14 protein-coding genes and 1 pseudogene are annotated in these 17,952 nt (G+C 68.5%); 8 read left to right on the forward strand and 7 right to left on the reverse strand.

Annotated elements, in window-relative coordinates; translation table 11 throughout:
* Window positions 1-39: 39 nt before the first annotated feature.
* The 7 genes from dacB (at window position 40) to LI92_RS00265 (ending at window position 7,712) form a co-directional block, all read left to right on the forward strand.
* Window positions 40-1,416, forward strand: a complete 1,377-nt coding sequence (gene dacB, locus LI92_RS00235; protein ID WP_046314822.1) for a D-alanyl-D-alanine carboxypeptidase/D-alanyl-D-alanine endopeptidase — start codon at window positions 40-42, stop codon at window positions 1,414-1,416.
* The gene (locus tag LI92_RS00240) at window positions 1,407-2,453 is read left to right on the forward strand and encodes an Rv3626c family coenzyme F420 biosynthesis-associated protein (RefSeq protein ID WP_046314824.1); all 1,047 of its coding nucleotides are present in this window, start codon (window positions 1,407-1,409) and stop codon (window positions 2,451-2,453) included. Before dacB ends, LI92_RS00240 begins: the two co-directional genes overlap by 10 nt.
* On the forward strand, window positions 2,432-3,394 hold the full coding sequence (tilS, locus tag LI92_RS00245; RefSeq protein ID WP_046314827.1) for a tRNA lysidine(34) synthetase TilS: 963 nt from the start codon (window positions 2,432-2,434) through the stop codon (window positions 3,392-3,394). The genes LI92_RS00240 and tilS overlap by 22 nt, the downstream gene beginning before the upstream one ends.
* A 123-nt stretch (window positions 3,395-3,517) precedes the next feature.
* Window positions 3,518-4,045 carry a hypoxanthine phosphoribosyltransferase gene (gene hpt / locus LI92_RS00250; protein ID WP_286134751.1) on the forward strand — a complete coding sequence of 176 codons (528 nt, stop codon included), beginning with the start codon at window positions 3,518-3,520 and terminating at the stop codon, window positions 4,043-4,045.
* A gap of 174 nt (window positions 4,046-4,219) precedes the next feature.
* A complete protein-coding gene (locus LI92_RS00255; protein WP_052740657.1) occupies window positions 4,220-5,875 on the forward strand; it encodes a circularly permuted type 2 ATP-grasp protein in 1,656 nt (551 codons plus the stop codon).
* On the forward strand, window positions 5,875-6,867 hold the full coding sequence (locus tag LI92_RS00260; protein WP_046314894.1) for an alpha-E domain-containing protein: 993 nt from the start codon (window positions 5,875-5,877) through the stop codon (window positions 6,865-6,867). Before LI92_RS00255 ends, LI92_RS00260 begins: the two co-directional genes overlap by 1 nt.
* Window positions 6,864-7,712 (forward strand): transglutaminase family protein, encoded by an 849-nt coding sequence (locus LI92_RS00265; protein WP_046314832.1) that lies wholly within the window; start codon window positions 6,864-6,866, stop codon window positions 7,710-7,712. Before LI92_RS00260 ends, LI92_RS00265 begins: the two co-directional genes overlap by 4 nt.
* Before the next feature lie 70 nt (window positions 7,713-7,782).
* Here LI92_RS00265 and LI92_RS00270 read toward each other — a convergent pair whose 3' ends face one another.
* From LI92_RS00270 to LI92_RS24570, 7 genes and pseudogenes are all read right to left on the reverse strand, one after another.
* Window positions 7,783-8,106: a heavy-metal-associated domain-containing protein gene (locus LI92_RS00270; RefSeq protein WP_082109460.1), complete on the reverse strand. Its 324-nt coding sequence runs from the start codon at window positions 8,104-8,106 to the stop codon at window positions 7,783-7,785.
* Window positions 8,107-8,151: 45 nt separating this feature from the next.
* Window positions 8,152-12,246: an AMP-binding protein gene (locus LI92_RS00275; protein WP_046314835.1), complete on the reverse strand. Its 4,095-nt coding sequence runs from the start codon at window positions 12,244-12,246 to the stop codon at window positions 8,152-8,154.
* Complete coding sequence (locus LI92_RS00280) at window positions 12,233-12,478, reverse strand: acyl carrier protein (protein ID WP_046314895.1); 246 nt, start codon at window positions 12,476-12,478, stop codon at window positions 12,233-12,235. The genes LI92_RS00275 and LI92_RS00280 overlap by 14 nt, the downstream gene beginning before the upstream one ends.
* A complete protein-coding gene (fadD10, locus tag LI92_RS00285; protein ID WP_046314837.1) occupies window positions 12,471-14,024 on the reverse strand; it encodes a fatty acid--CoA ligase FadD10 in 1,554 nt (517 codons plus the stop codon). Before fadD10 ends, LI92_RS00280 begins: the two co-directional genes overlap by 8 nt.
* A gap of 16 nt (window positions 14,025-14,040) precedes the next feature.
* On the reverse strand, window positions 14,041-14,592 hold the full coding sequence (locus LI92_RS00290) for an FcoT family thioesterase (RefSeq protein WP_046314840.1): 552 nt from the start codon (window positions 14,590-14,592) through the stop codon (window positions 14,041-14,043).
* A complete protein-coding gene (gene scoE / locus LI92_RS00295; RefSeq protein WP_046314842.1) occupies window positions 14,589-15,458 on the reverse strand; it encodes a (3R)-3-[(carboxymethyl)amino]fatty acid oxygenase/decarboxylase in 870 nt (289 codons plus the stop codon). Before scoE ends, LI92_RS00290 begins: the two co-directional genes overlap by 4 nt.
* A gap of 625 nt (window positions 15,459-16,083) precedes the next feature.
* Window positions 16,084-16,914: pseudogene (locus LI92_RS24570) on the reverse strand (PPE family protein); the annotation flags it as partial.
* A gap of 158 nt (window positions 16,915-17,072) precedes the next feature.
* Here LI92_RS24570 and LI92_RS00305 point away from each other — a divergent pair.
* On the forward strand, window positions 17,073-17,885 hold the full coding sequence (locus LI92_RS00305; protein WP_046314897.1) for a class I SAM-dependent methyltransferase: 813 nt from the start codon (window positions 17,073-17,075) through the stop codon (window positions 17,883-17,885).
* Window positions 17,886-17,952: the final 67 nt, after the last annotated feature.

The raw sequence follows: 17,952 nt of genomic DNA on the forward strand, positions 1-17,952 counted from the left end.
CCCGTCGGGCACAATTGCGCCTGAGAAGGCAGGAGAGACATGCAACCCACTCGGTGGCGACACTCCACCACGCATCTGGGTATTGCGGCCGCGGTCCTGGCGCTGGCCGCCGCGGTGGTGGTCGTGGCGGCGGTCGTGCTTCCGGACGAGTCCGGTGCCGGTGCGCGAGTGGTCGCGCCGACGCCTACGGCGACCGCTGATCCCGGGGTGGTTCCGGTCTCCGAGGACGCCCCGGTGCCGGCCGGCAGCGGCCTGGCTGCAGCCCTGGCCGGGCCGTTGGCCGACCCCAACCTGGGCCGGCTCACCGGCCGGATCACCGATGCGTTGACCGGCAAAGCCCTGTGGACGCAGCAGGAAGACCTTCCGGTGCTGCCGGCGTCGACCAACAAGGTGCTGACCGCGGCCGCCGCCCTGCTGGCGCTGGACCGCGACGCCCGGGTCACCACCCGGGTGACGACCGGCGCTGCGCCCGGGGTTGTGGTGCTGGTCGGCGGCGGCGATCCGACGCTGTCGACGGCCGAGGCCGGTGCGGACACCTGGTATCGCGAAGCCGCCCGCATCGACGATCTGGCCGAACAGGTCCGCAACAGCGGGGTCGAGGTCACCGAGGTTCAGGTCGACGTGTCGGCGTTCACCGGGCCCACCATGGCGGCCGGCTGGGATCCCGCGGACATCGAAGGCGGCGACATCGCCCCCATCGAGGCGGTGATGGTCGACGGCGGCCGCGTCCAGCCCACCACCGTCGAGTCCCGCCGGTCGCTGACACCGGCGCTGGACGCCGGCCGGGCGCTGGCCGCCGCCCTGGGCGTCGACCCCGACCGGGTGAGCATCGCCTCGGCGCCGGTGACCGGCCGGGAGCTGGGCGCGGTGCGATCGGCGCCGCTGGTGGTCCGCCTCGGCGAGATGATGAACGCCTCGGACAATGTGATGGCCGAATGCATTGGGCGGGAGGTGGCCGCGGCGATGGGCCGCCCCCGATCCTTCGCCGGTGCGGTCGACGCGGTGACCAACCGGCTGGCCACTGCCCACATCGCGGTCAGCGGGGCGAGGCTGGCCGATTCCAGCGGACTCTCGGTCGATGACCGGTTGTCGGCCCGGATCCTCGACGCGGTGATTCAGGCGGCGGCCGGGCCGGACCTGCCGGAGTTGCGGCCGCTGCTGGACATGCTGCCGGTCGCCGGCGGGAGCGGCACGCTGTCCGAGCGGTTCCTCAATCCGCAGACCGGGCGTGGTGCGGCCGGCTGGCTGCGCGCCAAGACCGGCTCGCTGAGCCGCACCAACGCGCTCGCCGGCATCGTCACCGACCGCGACCAGCGCGTGCTGACGTTCGCCTTCATCTCCAACGACGCCGGCCCCACCGGGCGGACGGCGATCGACGCGCTGGCAGCGGTGCTGCGAACCTGCGGATGCCGATGAGCGGATCAGAGGTCGGGAGTGCGGTGGACTGGCAGTTCGCCGCGACGGTCGGGGGCCGGCTGGCACGCCCGGCGCCGCCGATGACCGAGTACACGCGCCGCCAGGTCGTCGAGGAGCTCTCCGCCAGCGCCCGCGCGGCAGAACCCCTGGTGCGCGAGGTCACCGGCCTGGGTTCCGCGGCGGCGAGTGCCGCCGTTCCCGAGGCCAGGGTCGTCGACCGGCGGCAGTGGATCACCGCCGCGGCGGAATCGATGAAGGTGATGATGGGCGGCACCGACCGGCCCGCCGGCTTCCTCACCAGCCGGCTGACCGGGGCGCAGACCGGTGCGGTCCTGGCGTTCGTGTCCGCGAGCATCCTCGGCCAGTACGACCCGTTCTGCCCCGGCGGCGGCGAGCTGCTGCTGGTGTATCCCAACGTGGTCGCCGTCGAGCGCCAGCTTCGGGTTACGCCATCGGACTTCCGGCTGTGGGTGTGCCTGCACGAGGTCACGCACCGCGTGCAGTTCACGGTCAACCCATGGCTGGCCGACTACATGTCCGATGCGCTGGCGGTGCTGACCGGCCAGACCAGCCCGGACCTCACCCAGGTGGTGGGCCGGCTGGTCGGCTACCTGCGGGGCCACCACGGTGAATCCCGGGAGACGGGCCCGTCGGGGATCCTGGGCCTGGTGCGGGCGGTGCAGTCCGAACCGCAGCGCACCGCGCTGGACCAGCTGCTGATGCTGGGCACACTGCTCGAAGGCCATGCCGACCACGTGATGGACGCGGTCGGGCCGGCAGTACCGACGGTGACGACGATCCGCCGTCGTTTCGAGGAACGCCGGCAGCGCAGCCAACCGCCGTTGCAACGACTGGTGCGCGCGTTGCTGGGCCTGGACGCCAAGCTCAGCCAGTACACCCGGGGCAAGGCATTCGTCGACGCCGTGGTCGGCCGGGTCGGCATGGCACGGTTCAACGCGGTGTGGACGGGTCCACAGACACTTCCCCTGCCCGCCGAGATCGAAGAGCCGCAAGCGTGGATCGACCGGGTGCTGTAGCCCGCCTGCGCGGCGCGCTGGGGGCGTTCGCCGAGCAGTATCTGACGCCGGGCGGCCGCTGGTCGGTGGCCCTGTCCGGTGGGCCGGACTCGCTGGCGCTGACCGCCGTGGCCGCCCGGATGCGGCCCACCACCGCGCTGATCGTCGACCATGGTCTGCAGCCCGGATCGGCGCAGGTCGCCGCCACCGCGCGCCGCCAGGCCCTGGAACTGGGCTGCGTCGATGCGCAGGTCATCGCGGTGACGGTGGGAACTCAGGGCGGCCCCGAGGCTGCGGCGCGCACCGCGCGCTACGCCGCGCTGGCCGACTCCGGCGGCTGCGACCCCGTCCTGCTGGGGCACACCCTCGACGATCAGGCCGAGACGGTTCTTCTCGGACTCGGCCGCGGTTCGGGCGCACGGTCGATGGCCGGCATGCGGCCGCATGACCGGCCCTGGTGCCGGCCGCTGCTGGGAGTGCGGCGCTCCCTGACCGCCCAGGCCTGCGCCGAACTGGGGCTGACACCGTGGCTGGACCCGCACAACAGCGACCCCCGCTTCACGCGGGTGCGGCTGCGTGCCGAGGTCCTGCCGCTGCTGGAGGACGTGCTGGGCGGCGGGGTGCCCGAGGCCCTGGCCCGCACCGCCAGAGCCCTGCGGGAGAACACCGACCTGATCGACGGCCTGGCCGAGCAGGCCCTGACCGGCGCCGGATCCGGCGCCGGCCTGGCTGTCGCGGAGCTGGACGTGCTGGCGGGGCCGGTGCGGCGCGCCGTCATCCGGCGCTGGCTGCTCGCCGGGGGCGGGCGCGGTCTGACCGACCTGCAGATTCGCGCGGTGGACCGGCTGATCACCGCATGGCGGGGGCAGGGCGGCGTGGCGGTCGGGTCGGACCGGCCCGGCCAGCGGCTGTTCGCGGTACGCGGTGACGGCCTGCTGCAATTGCGTTACGAACCGGTCTGATCCCGGGGCGCGAATTGGCCGCCGCAGTTGGTTGTCGAACTCCCGCCATGGCACGCTGTTCGGGTGGCTGCGATCTCGCCTGGGCAGGGACCCGAGTTGTATCCCGGTGACATCAAATCGGTGATGCTGACCGAGGAGCAGATCCGGGCCCGCACCGCCGAACTCGGCGCCCAGATCGCCGCCGACTACGCCGAGGGCGGTGAGAGCGGCGACCTGCTGCTGATCACCGTGCTCAAGGGTGCGGTGCTGTTCGTCACCGACCTGGCCCGGGCGATCCCGCTGCCCACCCAGTTCGAGTTCATGGCGGTCAGCTCGTACGGCTCGTCGACCTCGTCGTCGGGAGTGGTGCGCATCCTCAAAGACCTCGACCGCGACATCAGCGGCCGCGACGTGTTGATCGTCGAGGATGTGGTGGACTCCGGACTGACGTTGTCGTGGCTGCTGCGCAACCTGGCGGCTCGCCGGCCCCGGTCGCTGCGGGTCTGCACCCTGCTGCGCAAACCCGACGCGCTGGGTGCCGGCGTCGACATCGCCTACGTGGGTTTCGACATCCCCAACGACTTCGTGGTCGGCTACGGCCTGGACTATGCCGAGCGCTACCGCGACCTGCCCTACATCGGGATGCTGGACCCGCGGGTCTACCAGGGCTGAGCAGCCGATTCCCATCGGCGCGAACGGATCGCCGCCGCAGACGCAAACACGCAGGGGAAGCCCTGACCGGCCCGCCGAAGGCCGTGTCGATAGGATCACCCAACACGCCAACGATGCCGCGTTCAGAGCTCCGGGCTGACCCGGTAGCGGATCTGTGACAGATCGGTAGGTGCGATGGCTGTGTCGACATCAACGCGAAGTGCCCGGACCCGCAACGGTAAGTCGATCTTCTCGGGCTATCAGCGGACCGATGGCAGCTATCGTGACAGCTTCGACGAGATGTTCGACAACAACGGCAATCCCCGGACCGCCTATCGGGGCATCTTCAACGCGTTGGCGCCCGCCGACAACGAGGAGCTGCAGGCCCGCGTCGATGCGCTGGGTCGCGCATTCATCGAGCAGGGTGTCACCTTCTCGCTGTCCGGACAAGAACGGCCCTTCCCGCTTGACCTTGTGCCACGGGTGATCTCGGCGGCCGAGTGGACCAAACTGGAGCGCGGGATAGCGCAGCGGGTGCGCGCCCTGGAGCGGTTCCTGGACGACATCTATGACGATCAGGAGATCCTGCGTGATGGGGTGGTCCCCAAGAGTCTGGTCACCTCGTGCGCCCACTTCCACCGTCAGGCCGCCGGCATCAAGCCGCCGAACGGCGTGCGAATCCACGTCGCGGGAATCGACCTGGTGCGTGATGATCAGGGCGAATTCCGGGTTCTCGAGGACAATCTGCGGTCTCCGTCCGGGGTGTCCTATGTGATGGAGAACCGTCGCACCATGGCCCGGGTCTTTCCTGATCTGTTCGCCACGCACCGGGTGCGGCAGGTCGGTGACTACGCCACTCACCTGTTGCGGGCGTTGCGGGCGGCCGCGGCGTCCAACGAGGCCGACCCGACGGTGGCGGTGATGACGCCCGGGGCGTCGAACTCGGCCTATTTCGAGCATTCGCTGCTGGCCCGGCAAATGGGCGTCGAACTTGTCGAGGGTCGAGACCTGTTCTGCCGCGACAACATCGTGTACATGAGCACCACGGAGGGGGAACAGCGCGTCGACGTCATCTACCGGCGTATCGATGACGAGTATCTGGATCCGCTGCAGTTCCGGCCCGATTCGGTGCTCGGCGTGCCGGGCCTGGTCAACGCGGCCCGCGCAGGAAACGTGGTGATCAGCAGCGCGGTGGGCAACGGGGTGGGCGACGACAAGCTCATCTACACCTACGTTCCGCAGATCATCCGGTATTACCTGGGCGAGAAGCCGATCCTTCCCAACGTCGACACGCTGCGCTGCTGGCTGGAAGACGAGTGCGAGGAAGTCCTGGATCGGATCCACGAGTTGGTGATCAAGCCGGTCGAGGGTTCCGGCGGGTACGGCATCGTGTTCGGTCCGCAGGCATCGCGCCGGGAACTCAACGCTCTGGCGAAGAGGATCAAGGCAAGTCCGCGCGACTGGATCGCGCAGCCGGTGGTGCAGTTGTCCACCGTACCCACCAAGGTGGGAGATCGACTGGCCCCCAGGCATGTTGATCTGCGTCCCTTCGCCGTCAACGACGGTGACGACGTGTGGGTGCTGCCCGGTGGCCTGACCCGGGTGGCGCTGACGGAGGGTTCGATGGTGGTGAACTCGAGCCAGGGCGGAGGTTCCAAGGACACCTGGGTGTTGGCGCCCCGCAGGGCGGACAACGGACACGAGTTGTCCGGTGATCAGCTGGTCCGCCACCAGGATCTGGCGACCGACAACGTCGCCGATCAGGGTCCGGGGCTGCTTGGCAGCGACCTGCAGCTCCAGCAGCAACAACAGCAACAGCAGCAGCTCGCCGATCGGGGTGGTCGCCGATGATGCTGGCCCGCAACGCCGAATCGTTGTTCTGGATCGGCCGCTACGTTGAGCGTGCTGACGACACCGCACGCATTCTTGATGTGGCGGTGCACCAGCTTCTCGAAGATGCCACGGTGGACCCCGACCGCACCTGTCGGTTGGTGCTGCAGGTGCTGGGGCTGGACTGTCCTGAAGACGGCCAGGCCCAAAGTGTCTGGACTCTGACCGAACGAGTGGCGTACGCGGGTGCGGGCTCGGGGTCGATCGCCGACAGCATCGCCCGGGCACGTGAGAACGCCCGTGGTGCACGGGAAGTCACCTCCAGTGAGATGTGGGAATGTCTTAACACCACCTTCAACGGCTTGGCCGATGCCGAGCGGGCCGCTCGGCGGCTGGGGCCTTATGAGTTTCTGGCGTATGTGAAGAATCGGTCGGCGATGTTCGCCGGGCTGACGGACGCGACGATGAGCCGCGACGACGGCTACCGCTTTCTTCTGCTGGGGCGTTCCGTCGAGCGAGTCGACATGACGGTACGGATGTTGCTGTCTCGTGCCGGCGATCGGTCCGGATCGCCGGCGTGGGTCACGGTGTTGCGATCGGCCGGTGCCCACGACACCTATCTGCGGACCTATCGCGGTGCCCTCGATGCGAACAGGGTGGTGGAATTCATGTTGTTGGATCGGTTGTTTCCACGTTCGGTCTTTCATGCGATCACGCTGGCCGAGCAGTGCCTGATGGCCCTCGACAGCCGCAATGACAGTCGGGTCGGTGCCCGGGCTGAAGCGCAGCGCCTGATCGGCCGCGCGCGCAGCGCGCTGGAATTCATGCCGCCGGGGCTGCTCTTGGAAGACCTGCACGACCGCCTGACCGGTTTGCAGGAGACCTGCAAGGACGTCACCGAGGCGGTGACTCAGCAGTATTTCCATGTGACCCCCTATGTGTCATGGACCGGGGCCGGAGCAAGCGGAGGTCGCGACTACGACGGCCAGCTGATCGCGGAGGGGGACCGGTGAGCTGGCGACTGCGGGTGGTGCACTCGACGGGGTTCGCCTATAACGCACCGGTGACCTCGTCCTACAACGAGGCGCGTCTCACGCCCCGCAGCGGCAACCGGCAGAACGTGATCTCCAGCCGGGTGGAGACGGTTCCCGCGACTCGGGCGTACCGATACGTCGACTATTGGGGAACGGCGGTGACGGCGTTCGACCTGCATGCGCCACATGAGGAGCTCGAGGTGTCCGGCACCTCGGTGGTGGAGACCGAACCCGACGTCTATCCCGAGGACGCCGCGCAGGTGGACTGGAGCGATCTGGCCGGTGAGTATGTGATCGACCAATTTCACGAGTTGCTCACCTACACCGCATATGTGCCGCGCAACCGAACGTTGGCCGCCACCGCCAGGCGGTTGACCAAGGGGCTTGCGCCTCGCGAGGCGGTGCGAGCGGTGTGCTCCTGGGTCTACTCGGAGATGGATTACGTGCCCGGCACCACCGGAGTGCACAGTTCGGCGATCGATGCATGGTCTGAGAAGAAGGGCGTCTGCCAGGACTACGCACACCTGACGTTGGTCTTGTTACGCAGCGTGGGTATCCCCTCGCGTTACGTCTCGGGATACCTGTACCCCAAGGCCGACGGGGCAATCGGGGAAGCGGTGGAGGGGCAGAGCCACGCCTGGATCGAGGCGTGGACCGGAGCCTGGTCGGGTTATGACCCGACCAATGACATGTCGATCACCGAACGGCACGTGGCCGTGGGTCTGGGCCGCGATTATTCGGATGTGTCGCCACTGAAAGGCACCTACATCGGCGGCAAGGCAACGGACTTGGACGTGTTTGTGGAGATCACCCGGCTGGCCTGATGACGACGGTTGGCCGCGCGGTGCCGCTTTCGCCGGTTGACCCGCCGCGATGCGGGTCCTGCAGCCGAGCTCAGGCCGGGTGGGCGGCGGTGGTGCGGCGACCTCGAGACAGGAATCGGGCGAGCCCGGCGATGCGCTTGACCGGCCCCCCGGAAAGCTGGGGGTCGTCTGCCGTGCGCGGTCGCTCCGACCGCAGCTCAGCGTGATAGCCGGCCTCCTCGATGGCGGCGCACAGCTGCGCCACGCTCACCGTGGCGTCGGCGTCGATGGTGGCCGTCGCGGTCGGGAAGTCCGCCGAGGCCAGCACGCCGGGGATCGTGTTCAGTTTCAGCTCGATATGCGCCGAGCACATCCGGCAGGTCATACCCGTCACGTCGAGTTGGATCCGTCGCATGTCGGTCAAAGCGTCTCCTTCATCAGGCCCTCGGATAAGTGGTCGTCACAACGGGCCGTCCGGTTCCATGCCACAGGTCACCAGCTCGGTCAGTGCCGACGCCGGGGCCGACCCCTCGGTCACCGCCTCGACGTGCAGGTCGAGACTGGCGTGGCCGGCAAGGTGCTGCGCGTAGGACTGCTCGCCGAGACGCGCCCCCAAGGTGACCCAGGCGTCGATGACCGCCCACCGGCGAGGATTGCTTCTGGCCCAGGAGCTGGCGTCCAAGTCCTGCTTCCACTGCTCGACATCGCATTCGCGTGAGCCGAACTGAGCCAGAAACGGCGCGTACTCGACGGGAGTCCCGCGCAGCACGGTGACGCAGCGGCCCGGCGGCGCAGACAGCATGCCCAGAATCGCCGCCGCTGCCGACCGGTTGCTGGTCACCTCCTCGACCAACCGCACGGCCGGGTAGGCGTCCAACGCTGTGCAGGCGTCGGCGAGGGCGACCAGGATGTCGGCCGATGTCCGCAGTTGGTGCGGTTCGCCCAGCACCCGTGGCAGCCGCACCAGGCAGAAATCCAGGTGACCGGAATGGCGCGCGACGATCAGTTCGGCGAGCGCTTTGGATGCCGCGTAGGGATACGGTGCTACGCGGGGATCGACGACCAGCGGTGTCACCGGCTGTGGGCTCACCACTGATGTCGACAGATGCCCCAGCCGGGCGCCGCTTTCTGCGCACGCCGCAGCGATGGTCGACACCGCCGCCACATTGGCCGGCCGAAGTTCTCGGTAGGGCACCACCACGTTGGTGTTGCCGATGGCGTTGATCACGGTCGCAGCTCCGGCGGCGCGGATCAGCTCGGGGATGCCCTGGGGGGCCGTGTGTTCGATGCGGACATCGGCGACCCGCGACAGCGCGCGCCATGGACCGGGATCGGGCAGGGTCGCCGAGGTGGTGGCCAGGACCAGCGGCGAGTCGAATCCGTCGGCGCGCAGTTCGGTCACTGCTCGCGCAAAGCCGGTGCCCAGGATTCCGGAGGCGCCGAGCACCACCACGGTGCCGGCGCGCGCCGAGACCGGGCCTGATGCGGGGTGGGGCAGCGGTGGGGCCAGGGTGGCGAGATCGTCGTCGATCTCGGCGGCGGTGGCCTCGTCCATGCCCGCGCCCTCGGTGATCTCGATCAGCCGAGCGGCGCTGTCGGCGCTGATCACGTCGAGCAGCGACAGGTGCCGGCCGAGATAGCGGCGGGTGACGGGCAGGATGCGGATCAGATCCAGCGAACCGACTCCTTCGGACAGCAGCGAAGAGTCCGGGGCCAGGTCGCGATCCAACTGCTGACTCCACAACTGTGCCAGGCCGCTCGCCTGATCCGCTGCCTCGCCGCGACAGTCGTCGCGCAGTGTCTTGGGCAGGCGGGCGGAATCGACCTTGCCGCCGGGTTTGCGGGGGATCTCCGCGACCGCCGAGATCGCGAACCCGGGGACCCGGGCGGCCAGCAGCACACGGCGAGCCCGTAGCTCGGCAGCCGCGTCGGGGGCGCCGTCTCGGGTCCGCGGGGTGGTGAACCAGACCCCGAGACGCGAACCGTCGGCCTCGACGGCGACATCGCAGATCGCGGGGTCCTCGGCTATCAGCCGGGCGATCTCCGCGGTGTCGACGCGCCTTCCGGCGAGCTTGACCACGGCATCCTTGCGGCCCACGAAGACCGGGAAGCCGTGACTGTCCAGCCGCACCCGGTCGGCGGTGGCGAACGCTCGTCGCGTCGTGGCGTCGCTGCCGGTCACCGTGCCGAATCCGGTCCCGGGTCGGCCCAGGTACCCGGTTGAGACCGTGTCCCCGACGACCACGATCTCGCCGAATGCCACGAAGACCGTGTGCGGCGCCGTGGGTAGGCCCACGCGGTGCGGTCGGGATTCGCCGGCGGAACCGTTCAGCGGCAGGTAGGTCGCGACCACGGTGGTCTCGGTGGGCCCGTAGCTGGAGATCAGCGAGATCGGTGCGGTGCCCACCGCTGCCTGCCATTTCGCCACCGACCGGGCGCGAACCGCCTCGCCGCCGATCACCACCTGGCGCAGCGCCGATGCGGCAAATGCTGCCAGCAGTTCCGGCTGCTCGCAGCACAGATGCCACAGCGCGGTGGGCAGATCAAGGACCGTGGGCCGGTGGCGGTGCACATCGTCAGCCAGCTGTGCCAGGTTTCCGCTGCGTATGGCCGTCGAACGGATCAAGGCCGCGCCGCAGCGGGCGGCGCCGAAGATCTCTTCGACACTGATGTCGGACGTCAACGGCGCGCACTGCAAGACGGTGTCGGCCGCGGTCCAGCCACAGGCGTCGTGGTGGCCCCGGCAGAAGAGCGCGAGCGCACCGTGGGAGATCGGAACCAGCTTGGGGGCTCCGGTGGATCCGGAGGTGGGCATGACGTAGGCGACGCGGTCTGCCAGTCGGGGGTCGCTTGCGACCGTGCGGAGCCGGCCGGTGACCGCGACCGGATCGCTGGGAAGTTCGGTGCCGGTCACATCGACGACGGGGCAGTGCGACCCGGTTTCGGCGGCGATGACGCGTGCGCGCTCGGCCAGTTCCTCGGCGGAGTCGCAGACGCTGTAGCCGCACCCCGCCAAATGGCAGGCGACCAGAAGATCGACGGTCTTGTCGGTCCGGTCGTCGGTGAACACCAGCACAGCCCCTGGCTGAACGCCCGCGCGGACCAGCCAGCCGATCCAGCCGTCGACACCGCCACGGCGCCGGCGCCAGTCGGCGGTCTGCGCGGCCGGGTCCAGAAACCAGGCCGGTGCCGGCGGGCCGGCAACGGCGGGCACATCCCGGCTCGGCTCGCAGGCACCGTCGGGACCGATCTGGGCCCAGCTGTCGACGCTGATGGCCACGGGCAGGTTCCATTGCGCGGCGAATCTCCGCAGTGCCTCGGCGATCGGTGCGGCCAGTGGCGAAGCGGCACTGTCGGGTTCCGGATCCTGAGTGTCCCAGATCGCCAGGTCGAGTGTTCGACGCTGCTCGTCGTGGACGGCAGCCACGGTGCGGCATTCGATCGGGCCGATATCGGAGGTCACCGGGTTGCCGTCGAGAAACGGACGCAGTTCGCGAGCACAGGGCTCCCGGAGAAAGTTCAGCGCTATCGCCTCTGTCGCCGGGGCGCGATGGGTCGTCAGATAGATGCGACGGTAGAGCTCTTCCCGAAACCACCGGCGGCGCACCGTCTTCACGTACCCTCGGTCCACCGTCTCAACGAGGTGCCCTACCGAGGCGAATGCCGGAAATCGCACCGATTGGGCCACCGAGTTGACCAGGCACGTGGCCACGTCGAGGGCGGGCTCACCGAACCGGTTGTCCACGGCGTGCACCACCAGTGCCTCGGTGCTGTCCCGGTGAGCCGCGTCCACCGCCACCGCTGCCGTGGTCACCAGAACCGGCAGCGGAATCTGTTGTTGCTCGGACAGTTCCATCAGCTCGTCGTAGTCGGTCCCGCTGATCTGTACGGATTCGCACAAATATCCCCGTCGGGCGCTACCCGACGCGGCGGAACTCTGGGACTGACCGCCGAGGAGAGACTCAGTGGCCAGCTCCCGCTGCACCGCCTCGGTCAGTCGCTGATGTGCTGCGTGCACCTTCGCCTGTTCACGGCTGTGCGCCTCGATCAGCCGGTCCAACCCGGCGGTCACGTCGGCCACCTCGATCGACGGATCCGAAAGGTAACGGCCCAGATCCGCCTCGATCAGCCCGGTCGCGCCGCCGTCGAGCAGAATGTGGTGGGCGTGCACGTCCAAGCCCACGGCGTTGCTGCCGGTATCGGTGTGCACGGTGTAGCGCACCAACGGGCGGGCCAGAATTCCCGAATCCCATTCGCGGATCAGGGGATCGGGAGTGTCGGAGGCCAGGCGGATCACGTCGTCCACCCGCAGGCGCGAAACCAGGTTCGGGTAGGGCGCCTCGCCCTGTTCCAGTACGCACAGCTGCACCGGGTTGCGGCACAGGGCGGCTTCCAGCGCCGCGACGAGTCTGCGAAGCGGTATCGGGACCAGGCGGTAGGTACGACCGATCAGATACAGCGCACAATCGTCGTCCTGCAGCACTCCCCGGTAGATGTTCTGCTGGGACACCGACAGCGGAATGTGCCGTTCGGAGCCTGCGTCAGGCGTTCCCACCGCAATCCCTCAGTTCAGCAGCCCAACCGGCGATCGTCAGATCCTCGGCCAGACGCGCGGGCAGTTCGGACTCGCGGTCCACGCCGAGGCGCTTCATCAGCAGCACGAAGCGCACCGAGTCCAAACCCAGATCGCGAAGGTCCGTGGCGTCGCCGTCGGTGAAGTCGGACTCGTCGACGTAGAGCACATCGCAGATTGCGGTGAAAATCCTCTGCCGGACAGAATCACTCACGGCCGCGCGCACCGATCGTCGCGGCCAGCGACGTGCGCATGACCTTGCCGGACTGGGTTCTGGGAATGCTGGTGACCAAGACGATCGTCGACGGGCGCGCGGCGGATTCCACTTCGCTGCGGTAGCGGGCGGCGATGGCCTTCTTCAGGGCCCGGGCGCCCCGGTCGTCCAGCTCATCGGCTGCGACCACAGCCAGACCTACCAGCGCTCCGAACTCGGGGTCGGCTATCTCGTAGCATGCCGCGTCCCGGACTCCGGGGACCGACGCCGCCACCCGGTCGACCTCGTCGGGTGCGACGTTCACACCGCCGCAGATGATCATCTCCGAGGCCCGCCCCCGGATATAGAAGAGCCCGTCGCTGCCCGCGTCGAGCAGATCACCGGTGTTCACCCAGCCGTCCTGCAGGGTCTGCGCGGTGCGCTCCGGGTTGTTCCAGTACTCCAGCATGTTGGCCGGTGACTTGATCCACAGGGTTCCCGACGACGCCGGCCTCCCGTGCGGGCCGCTGCCGTCACCATCGAGATGGACCTGTACTCCCGGATACGGCCGGCCGACAGCACCCGCCTCGATGGCTGCCGTCGAGCCGGGGCCGGTCGGCAGGCACAGTGCTGTGCAGCCGGTTTCACTCAGGCCGTAAACCTGCGCCGTTCGCACCCCGGCGTCCTCGACGTAACGCACATCGGAGGCGATGGCCCGGGAGCCGCCGTAGCCCAGAAAACGCAGGGTCGCCGGAATCGGCGCGCCGGTCGCCTTCACCTCACTCACCAGTCGGGCGAGCAGCGTGGGGACGAGGCACACCGTCGCGACCTCGTTGACGGTGAGAAGTTCCAGCAGCGAGGCCCCGGCATCCCCGCCGGTGATGCATCGCCCGCCGTGCATCAGGCAGTTGAGGATCCACCACAGTCCGCCGATATGGGTGGCGGGCAACGGCGAGTAGGCCACTTCGCCGTCCACCCAGTCGATCCACGTCAACGCGTTGTCGCGCAGGATGTCGGCGACGGCGTAAAAGGTCCGGTTTGCCAACAACACCGCCTTGGGCTCCCCGGTGGTGCCGCTGGTGAAGATCATTGCCAGCGGATCATCGGCGTTGCCGGCGGGTCGCGGGAGGGCGGGTTGCGCGGACGGTCCGGTGCTGCCGAGGGCCCACAGCGTCGGTATCGACGACAGCGTTTCCGTCGGGCCGGCGAGGGACAACCGGGCGCCGTCGGTGCACACCATGGCGGCAGGTTCGGTGAGCTGGGAGAACCGTTCGACCGTGGCCACCGGAAGGTTGCCGTCGGCCAGTACGGCGATGGCACCCAGTCGTGCGCAGGCCAGCACTGACAGGTAGGTCTGTGGCCCGTTGTCGGAGATGGTCAGCACCCGAGAACCCTGCGACACCCCTGCCGCGTGCAGGGCTGCGGCCAACTGTTCCCACCTGGTGGCCAACTCGCGGTAGCTCAGCGGATCGCCGCCGTCGCAGCGGCGTAGCGCGATCGCCTCCGGCGTTCGGCGGACGTGTTCGAGAATGCGCTCCAGCACGCTCTGGGGCGCCTGCCTGGTCATGTCAGCGCTCCGTTTCTTATTGGGAGCCGGGAATGTTGAGGGCGGCGAGTTCGAACTCACCGAAGGCGGAGCCGCCCTGCGGGTCCCAGAACTCGATGGCGCACGGCACCCGCAGGTAACGCACCGAGCGTTCGACGACTTCGAGATCGTGGCAGTGCAGCCGCGCCTGGAACCGCGCCGCGTCGATCGGCCTTCTGAACCGTGACGACGACGTCCGGATGTACATGCTGGAAAGCTGATGCTTGAGGTAGTCGTCGAGGGTCCAGCCGTGGAACGCGGGAATGATGCCGGCGGCGATGGCAGGCGCGAAGGCGCTGTAGGCGAGTTGGTTGAAGCACAGCACCAACTCGACGGCGTTGAAGTGTCCGGTGCTGCGAATGTAGGCCGACTCGGTGATCGTGAAAGTCCCCTCGGCCAAGACTGAGCCGGGGTCCGCCTGCGCCACCGCGTCGGTCAGATAGCGACAACCCTTGTATGCGTAGGGTTCCAGCACCTTGGCCAACAGTTCTTCGGCTATCGGGGCAGCCGCGTCGGTCAGGGCCGGCGTCCTGGGGTCGCTGCTGCTCATGCCGGGTATCCCGGGGTCTCGAGTCCGTCGAGCATAGTCAGGCGGTAGGTGGTCAAGGTGCCGTCGGAGTTGCCGTGCTTCGCTCGGTGCATCAGAACTCTGTTGTCCCACAAGATGATGTCTCCGACCTCGTAGTGTTGGGTGTGGATGAAGGGATGGGTGAACGTCGGGTCCAGTTGTCCGGTCGCCTCCATCAGCCGGTGCAGCAACTCGGGGTCGAGGACCCGGCCGTCTTTGGCTTCGATGCGGGTGGTTCCCGACGCGCAGATGTACAGGATCTCTTCCCCGGTCATTGGGTGCCGGATGACCGTCGGCCACGTGATGGGCGGTGTCGTCCGGCTGATCTCGTCCCACACCTCCCCGATGGGCCGGTACACGTCGTCGGGGCGGATCTTGATGTGCCGGCGCGGATCGTGGGTGCTCAGTGTTCCCCGGGCAGCGTCCTGGAGGGCCTCGGGCACCGACGCCCAAGCCCGGTTCAGATCGATGAAATAGGTTCCCCGGTCGGCTCCGGGAACGGTCAGGGGCAGCACCATCGAGAACGCGAACGGCTCGGGCATGAACATGTAGTCGATGTGCCAGAACGCGCCGGTTCGCGGAACCCCCTGTTGCTCCTCGGTGGAGGAGACGAAGATGTCCGGAAACTCATGGTGGTGGTACATGGATTCGTAATAGGGCACCACGTCGCCGACGATCCGGCCCAACTGGAGGAACTCCTCCGGTGAGGGGTGGACGCCCTTGAGGATGACGAGCTTGTTGGCGTAAACGATCTCGCGGATCTCGTCTCGGGTGACGGTGCTCAGATCTTGGGGATCGACCCCGGTGATCTGGGCCCCAAGTCCGCTGCCGGTGACCGTCAGCGTCATCCGCGAGTACTTTCGCTGTTCATCTGTCAACTCCCTCGTTCATCGGTTGTGTCGATCGCTCGATCTGGTCGGTGGCGAGCCAGTTGCTGGGCACCAGCGGTGCCAGCTCGCCGGAGCGGCCCGCCAGTCCGGTTGCCCGGGTGGATGCGAGCACCGCCGGCACGGGGTCGGGCGTCTCAGCGATGGGACCCGACCCGGTGGACAGGGCCGCCCCGTCGGTCGCCCGCAGAAACTCGTAGCGGTGGGCGCGCATACGGGCACGGTCTCTGCCGCGTCGTACGCGCTGGCTGCGGGCCGGGGCGACGGCTGCGCGCTGAGCGGTCGCAGGGCTCGCCGCGACGGCGTGGTCGGATGCGGGCATGTCCCCCGGCGGACCGGACCTGACTCCGGGCGGGCCCCAGCCCGAGACGAGGTAGCCGAACATCGTGGCTTCGGCGCTCGATGTGATGGCGGGTGCGTTGCCGGTCGCCGGGCCGGCGTGGGCACCCGCACCTCCGGAGGAGCCTGCGACCGCAGCAGGCGCAGCAACTGCCGCAGCGGGGAATTCCACACCTGCGTCACCGACCGACGCGGCCACCATATCGGGCAGGTGATCGACCGTGAACTGCTGACCGGTCAGCAGCGGCAGCAGCTTCAAGGCGCTCAGTGCGCTGAGCGCAGGTGCGAAGAACGGCAGCAGCAGCAGCCCGTAGGACGCGTAGTAGGGATACCACAGCATGTCGTAGGCGATCAGCGCGACCACCGCCAGAAAGGCCGCGATCACCGGGTTGAATCCCAGGCTTTCGAAGAAATTCTCGAACAGCCGCAGCAGCTCCTCGACCTGTCCTGAAGCGCCGAGCAAATTCCCGAGTTGTCGGGTGAGGTCCGCCAGCCAGTCACCGTCGCCACCGCTGGGTGTCGAGGAGTCCTCGGCCGGGCCGGCGACGATAGCCGGGGCAGGGGGGATCCGGGGGGCTGCTGCGACCGCCGCGGCGGTGGTGCCCTGATATACCGACATGGTCTCAGCGGCCTGCACCCACATGCGCGTGTAATCGGCCTCGTTGACGGCGATCGGGACGGTGTTCACCCCGAAGAAGTTCGTGGCGACCAGCACCGCGTGGATCGCGTGGTTGGCGGCCAGCTCTTGCAGGCTGGGCATCGAGGCCAAGGCGCCGCTGTATGCCGCTGCGGCCGTCTGGTGTTGCGCGGCCGTCGCGGCACTGGCGGCAGCGGCCTGTTCCAGCCACGCCAGGTACGGCGCGTGTGCGGCCAGGTAGGCAGCCGCGCTGGGCCCCTGCCAGGGGCCGGCCTGCACGGCGGCCAGGAGCTGGGCCAGTTCGGCGGCGGTGTCGTCGTAGATGGCGCTGAGCTGCTGCCATTGCGCGGCGGCCGCCAACAGGGAGCCCGGGCCCGGACCACTGGTGAGCATTGCCGAGTGAGTCTCCGGAGGCATGGCCATCCAGATCGGGGCGGTCAGGATGGCACCTCCTTAAATTGCTGTGGGCTGCGCGGCGCGCGAAGCGGGGCGATTCCCCGCCGACGAGGTGGTCGGACACGATGATCAAAAAGTTCCGCTCGACCGCCGTTAGGTTTCTCGCAGCGCGCAACGCGGCATGGCGGGTACGGTCTGAGGCCGTGCCAGTCATTGACGCCCGCCACCTCGACGGGGTATCGGAGACCGCCCTGCTCACCCTGTATCAACGAGCAGCGGAGGCACAACGGCCCGACGGGGTGATCGAGGATCCCTGGGCGATCGAATTGCGCAACAGCCTCGACTACGACTTCGCCGACTTCGGCAGGACCCACCAGGCCACCGCGCTGCGGGCATTGGTGTTCGATCAGGCCACCCGCGCATACCTGTCGGTGCATCCGCGCGCCACCGTCGTAGCTCTTGCCGACGGCCTGCAGACGAGCTTCTGGCGGGTGGACAATGGCCAGTTGAACTGGCTTTCGGTGGATTTGGAACCCGTCATCGCGCTGCGTCGCCGGTTGCTGCCGGCATCCGAACGACTGCGGTACTGCGCGCAGTCGGCATTGGACTGCTCGTGGATGAACCTCGTCGACGACTCCGCCGGCGTGTTGATCACCGCCGAGGGGTTGTTGCAGTACCTGGATCGTGACGCGGCCTTCGGTCTGATCGCCGCCTGCGCCCAGCGGTTTCCCGGCGGCCGGATGATCTTCGACAGTGTCCCGCGGCTGCTGAGCGCCTACTCACGCTCACGCCGCGGGATCAGGCTCAGCCAGAACTACACGGCACCGCCGATGCCGTTCTGGTTCACGGCCGAGGACTACGACGCGCTGCGCGCGATACCCGGCGTACGCGCCGTCTCTGAGCTCGGCGTGCCGGCTGGGCGAGGCAAAGTGCTCGGTAAGGCACTTGCGGCGGTCTACCGTTCCCGGGTCCTGAGTCGATTCCGTGCCCCGACCAACCTGGTCGAATTCGGCTGAGCCGTCGTCGTCGGCGTGTTCGGCCCTGGCGCACAGCGGATGTGACCTTCGGCACATCCGCTGTGGA

The organism is Mycobacterium sp. UM_Kg1 (assembly GCF_000972925.1).
Lineage (GTDB): Bacteria > Actinomycetota > Actinomycetes > Mycobacteriales > Mycobacteriaceae > Mycobacterium > Mycobacterium hiberniae.